Genomic DNA, 5113 nt, shown 5'->3' with positions numbered 1-5113 from the left:
CCCTGCAGGTCATGGCGGCGCTTGGGTGGGGTGGTGTTCATGGATTGTTCACCCAACTCGTGGGGGGCCGCCCGATGACCCCGGCGGGGCGGGGGGCGCCCGATCAGCTGTCGGCCCTGGAGCCGGGACTCATTCCACCACGTTCGGGTTGACCTGCTCCCCCGACACCCAGGTCTCCTCGTCCTCGACCAGGTAGTCGGGACGCTCCTTGCCCTTCTTCTTGTCCTTCTTGCCGGCCTGCGGGCCACCGGGCGCTCCGTGGCCCTGCCCGGCACCGGCCTGGCCGGTGCCCGACCTGCCGCGGCCGAGACCGGAACCGCCCTCGGTGAAAGCTCCACGACGGGAGCCGCCTTCTCCTGCTTCGCCGACGACACCGCCGCCCCGGCGCAGCACGCTGCCGGAACGGCCGGCCGAACCGGCCTTGCCTGCACCGGACTTGCCCTCGCCCATCCCGGACGAACCGAACGCGTTGCCGCCGCGGCCGGCACCACCGGCCCCGGAGCCGCCACGGCCGAGACCGCCGCCGCTACCGGATCCCGCGCCCGAGCCGGAGAGTGTCCCTCCGCCGTAGGTGCCCGAGCCACCGGCGCCGGAGCCGCCACGGCCCGTTCCCTCGGCCCCGATGACGCCGGTGCCGCCCAGACCCGACCCGCCGGTGGTGCCGCCTGCCCGGCCGCCACCGACAACGCCGTCGATCCCGGTGCCCGGGCCGGTCGGAGCCTTCGGGTTGGGCGTGGGATTCGCGATTCCGCCCTTGATGCCGGTGTCCGTCCGAGTGGTGGTCGTCGCCTTGGGTGACGTCACACTGCGCTGCGGGGATGACTGCGAGGATGCACGGGACCCGGCCGTCGTCGTTCCGCCAGTGCCCTGCGCTCCGGCAAAGCCCATACCGCCGCCCATGATCAGACCCGCCAGGGCGCTCGCACCACCGGAGTCGGACGGCGCAAGGTCACGCCCTTCCTCGTCGATCATGGCCGTGGACGGCGGCTTCAGGAACTGTGTGGTGACGCGGTACTTGAGCGACAGCGTCTCCATGACCGCCACCGCCTGCGCCTTCTTCTCGTCGGCGATGCTGGTGTTCGTGTCCTCGTTGTCCTCGCCGACAGCGGCCTTGGCGAAGTCGCTGACGGTGTCCCCGGCCTTGTCCAGGAAGCTCGGCTCCTCCGGCATGTCCCGCTTGGCCGCGTCGATGGCCTCGGCCATCATCTGCATGGCGACCGCGGCGTCATTGGCGTACGAGGCAGCGTTGTTGACCGAGTTCGCCATGCTCGTCATCGACTTGTAGAAGGCGTCGCTGGTCGCACCCTCCCACGAGGACGTGGCATCGGCGGATGCCGTATTCAGGGCAGTACGGATCTGCTTCAGACTGTCGGCGGCCCGACGCCACGGGTCGCTCGCCGCCATGACGCTGCCCGAGTCCATGGCCTGAACCATGCTCCGGAGCTGGCCATGGCTGTAGCCGTGGAAGTTCGTCTCGGGAATTGCATCAGTCATGCCTGCACACCTCGCCTACAACTGATCGTCTCGACTGGGACCTCTACCGGGCCGTTGCTCACCGGCACGGAGGCCGTCACCATGTCGGCTGCGGATCGCCGCTGCCCGCCGGTGCAGCACCGGCCGGCCCCTTTGGGCCGCTCGGGGCCGTGGATCGCACGGCGTTGCTCCTGACGGAAGCAGTCACCACAGAGCTGCCACCGAGAACCGACCATCCGTCACTTGTTTCGATGTGGAGCGAACGAGCGGTCTCGTGTTCGTGCTCCTCGTAGTTGTTGGCGGTGACGTCGGCCTTGCGCTGAGCCTGGTCGATGGCGTCCTGGAGATGGTTGAGGACGAGACGAAGCTGGTCCCTCATCTCCTCGTACTTCTTGTGCAGCGCCTCGGCCTCGCCGAACGTCCCGAACGCCGAGCGTCCGACGCCGCTCTGGCCGTGCACCTTGGTGCCGCCGGCCGTGGCCTCGAACTCGCTCAGCAGGCCCCGTACCTGCGATGCGAAGGCCCGCAGGCTGTCCACCTCTACGCGGTACCCGGCGCCGGAGCCGCCGCTCGAACCGCTCCCCGTGCTCACGTCTGTCGTGCCTCCCCCGTACGTCACACCGGCCATATCCCAGGTCTAACCCTTATGTCTAACACATGGGTCCGTCGGCCAGAACCACCCCCTCGTACGCCAACGGCCGGGCGCGCAGGCCCCCTTCGGGGGGAGCCGACGAGTGGTTCTGATCGTGGATCAGGCGACGGCCGCCGCGAGTGCCTGGCGGCAGAGGGTGTCGGCGCGGCGGGTGGTCTCGGGGAGGCGGAAGGAGGGGGTGAGGGCGAGGGTGACGGCGACGGCCGCGTCCAGGCCGATCCGGTGGCCGACCGAGACGAAGACCGGCTTGACCCCCTGCCGGGTGCGGACGGCCCGGCCGACCTCCTCGCCGCCGTCGACCAGCGGGGCCCAGGCGCCGCGTTCGGGCCCCGGGAGGCCGTAGGTGAAGGTGAAGGGCGTCTTGGCCACGCCTATGGTGCGCAGTCCGGTGCGGACGCCGAGGTGGCTGGCCAGGCCGAGGCGGCGCGGGTGGGCGAGGCCGTAGCCGTCGCAGACCACCAGGTCCGGTTCGGCGGTCAGGCCCTCCAGGGCCTCCAGGACGGCGGGGAGTTCGCGGAAGGCGAGCAGCCCGGGCAGGTAGGGGAAGGCCACCGGGCCGACCGCGGTGGACTGTTCCACCACCTCGAGCGTCGCGTAGTCGAGCAGGACGGCCGCCGCCGCGACCACGTCCCGCTCGTCGTCGTACGCGACGTCGACTCCCGCGACCAGCGCACCGGGCGCCGGGGCGGGGCCGGCGGCGGAGACCAGGGGGCGCAGGCGTTCCTGTTCGGCCAGGGCCGTTTTCTCGTCGGTGGGCCAGTCGGCCGGTACGCTCACATCTCCCCCGTGGCGGCGACGTTGATGATTTTGACGATGTTCCGACGATCACCGTACCGGGCGCGCACGGCGAGGGGCGCAGCGCAGTGGCATCCCGGGACGTCCGGCGTGAGTCCGTGCGCCCCTCATGCCCTGAATATGCCCGGCTACGCTTGACGTACGGAGCCCGGGCCCCGGGTAGACCTCCACGGGGAGCTTCGCGGGAGGCTCCGCCGACCGGACACCCGACACCTGTGTGAAGGACTGACCGCCATGTTGCGACCGACCCTCGCCCAGCTCAGCACAGGTACGCTCACCGTCGTCGTCGCCGCCGTGGCACTGCTGGCCGTCTCCGGATCGACCGGGGTGGCGGAGGTTCTGGTCCTGGTGGCCTTTGCCGTGGCGCTGGGCACGCTGACGACCGCCCTGCTCGTCACGGTCGCGGCGCAGCGCCGCTCGGCCGCCGACCGGGGCGCGGCCGCGGGCCCGGACGCCGGGGAGCGCCAGTCCCGGGACCAGCCGCAGACTGCGGGCCAGCGGCCCGAGTTGGCGCACCAGCGCTGACGCCCGCGGGGCGGGACGGACGCGGGGCCGGGCGCGGAGCCCGGCCCTTCTGCTGTGGCCGGCAGTCGGCCGGATGATCGGTCGTCAGACGGTCGACACCACGACGGTCTTGGCGGCCTTGTCGTGGATGCACTGGCGGTACGGCTTGTCGAAGACGCCGAACAGGCCGTCGATCGGCCACCACAGGCCGCCGCAGCAGATCAGTGCGGGCAGGACGAAGGTGGCGGACCTGGTCCAGGCGACCGCGGAACCGGGCACGCTGCCGTCGACCAGCATGGCCACCCGGATCTTCATCAGCTTCTTGCCGAGGGTCTGGCCGTCGCGGCTGAGCATCAGGCCGTCGTAGACCAGGAGGAGCAGGTAGCCGAGCCAGGTCGCGCCGACCCAGCCGTTCTGGTCGCTCAGGCTGGCGAACGGGAGCACCAGCAGGACCGCCACGATCTCCACGAGCACGAGGTCCACGAGCTGGGCGACGATCCGGCTGGGCCAGGTTCCCAGGGCCGGCATGCCGGGGACGGGGCCCTCGCCGGGGGTGACCGGAGGTGCGTCGTGCTGCGGAGCCCCGTACGAGGGAGCCCCGTACTGCGGTGTGCCGTACTGCGGCGGCGGGGCGCCGTAGGCACCGCCGTAGCTGCCGGGGGCGTCCTCGGCGCCGCCCTGCCCGCCGCCGGGGGTGTCGTACGGGCTGCCGCCGGCCGGCGGGGGCGACGGCGGCGGTGCACCGTACGGGTCGGACGGCTGTCCGGGCGGCGTGCCCCCGTCTGGGGGCTGCTTGTCGAAGGAGGGCTTGCCGCCGCCCTCCGGCTCCTGGCCTGCGGGGCCTGAGGGGTCTTGGGTGCTCATGCCCCGAGTAGAACACCGCAGATCCGGCGAACTCCGGACATTCGACCCGTTTTGCCTCCGGTTGCCGGGCGCCGGCGTCGGGCGCCGCGTCCCGGCCGCCGGGGCGGGCGGCCGGCGGTGCCCGGCGGCTGTCAGGCCTTCACGACCCGGGTGCGCGCCGCACGGTCGTGCCAGCCGCGGCGGGCCCGGCGGTCGAGCAGCGGCCAGAACAGTCCGATCGGCAGGAGCACCCCGAGCTGCCTGACGATCCATCGAACGAGCGATCGCCCGATCGGCGGAGCGGATCGGGCCGGCCGCCGGGCCTGGCCGGCAGCCGGCCGACGGGAGCGCGCGCCCCGGGTGTCGACCACCCGGATCCGGGCGATCCGCTTGCCGAAGGTCTGGCCGGTGCGTGCGGTCGGCAGCACCTCGTACAGCAGGCCGAGCACCAGGAGCACGCCCAGCAGGACGCCGGCCTTGCCGAGCACCACGCCGTCGACCACCAGGACCTGCACCTGACGGCCGGCGAGCAGGGACTCGGCCCGGGCCTGGTCCAGCTTCTCCTGGACGTGGGCCACGGCGGACGCCGTCAGCGGCACGCCCGCCGCGACCGCGACCACGGCCACCACCAGGGTGTCCACCAGCCGCGCCGCCAGTCGGCGGCCGAGCCCGGCGGTCTGCAGCGGCTCGGGTTCGGTCCGGCGGCCGGCTGCCTTCGCACCGGTGGTCGAGGTCCCGGGCCGGGCCGGCCTCGGCTCCGCCGGCCGTTCCTGCGGCCGCCCGGCGGGCCGGGGGGCGGTGTGGGAGCGGGGGCTCCCGCCCTGGTGGGGGTGGTGGGCGGTTCCG

General features: G+C 72.9%; 6 protein-coding genes. 1 reads left to right on the top strand and 5 read right to left on the bottom strand.

The features are described from left to right. Nucleotides 1–129: 129 nt before the first annotated feature. The 3 genes from ACFV0G_RS34955 to ACFV0G_RS34945 form a co-directional block, all read right to left on the bottom strand. On the bottom strand, nucleotides 130–1494 hold the full coding sequence (locus ACFV0G_RS34955; protein ID WP_380556670.1) for a WXG100 family type VII secretion target: 1365 nt from the start codon (nucleotides 1492–1494) through the stop codon (nucleotides 130–132). Nucleotides 1495–1570: 76 nt separating this feature from the next. Then, nucleotides 1571–2065 (bottom strand): hypothetical protein, encoded by a 495-nt coding sequence (locus ACFV0G_RS34950; protein WP_380556668.1) that lies wholly within the window; start codon nucleotides 2063–2065, stop codon nucleotides 1571–1573. A gap of 159 nt (nucleotides 2066–2224) precedes the next feature. After that, nucleotides 2225–2902 (bottom strand): endonuclease V, encoded by a 678-nt coding sequence (locus ACFV0G_RS34945; RefSeq protein WP_380556666.1) that lies wholly within the window; start codon nucleotides 2900–2902, stop codon nucleotides 2225–2227. A 252-nt stretch (nucleotides 2903–3154) separates the two neighbouring features. Between ACFV0G_RS34945 and ACFV0G_RS34940 the strand changes: the two genes are divergently transcribed. Beyond that, entirely contained in the window at nucleotides 3155–3445 is a 291-nt protein-coding gene (locus ACFV0G_RS34940; RefSeq protein WP_380556664.1) for a hypothetical protein, read from the top strand. A gap of 84 nt (nucleotides 3446–3529) precedes the next feature. On the opposite strand, the gene ACFV0G_RS34935 is transcribed toward ACFV0G_RS34940, so the two are convergent. Both ACFV0G_RS34935 and ACFV0G_RS34930 read right to left on the bottom strand, forming a co-directional pair. Further along, a complete protein-coding gene (locus ACFV0G_RS34935; protein ID WP_380556662.1) occupies nucleotides 3530–4288 on the bottom strand; it encodes an RDD family protein in 759 nt (252 codons plus the stop codon). A gap of 131 nt (nucleotides 4289–4419) precedes the next feature. Then, a partial coding sequence (locus ACFV0G_RS34930) for an RDD family protein (protein ID WP_380556660.1) occupies nucleotides 4420–5113 on the bottom strand: 694 nt, incomplete at its 5' end.

This window comes from Kitasatospora sp. NPDC059571, from assembly GCF_042735675.1.
Lineage (GTDB): Bacteria > Actinomycetota > Actinomycetes > Streptomycetales > Streptomycetaceae > Kitasatospora.
The sequence above is the reverse complement of the archived record's forward strand: the minus strand, read 5'-3'. Positions and strand labels throughout refer to the sequence as shown.

Excerpts from the sequence above, each read along its gene's own strand:
- ACFV0G_RS34935 (WP_380556662.1), bottom strand. The coding sequence starts at position 4,288 with ATGAGCACCCAAGACCCCTCAGGCCCCGCAGGCCAGGAGCCGGAGGGC.
- ACFV0G_RS34940 (WP_380556664.1), top strand. The coding sequence starts at position 3,155 with ATGTTGCGACCGACCCTCGCCCAGCTCAGCACAGGTACGCTCACCGTC.
- ACFV0G_RS34955 (WP_380556670.1), bottom strand. The coding sequence starts at position 1,494 with ATGACTGATGCAATTCCCGAGACGAACTTCCACGGCTACAGCCATGGC.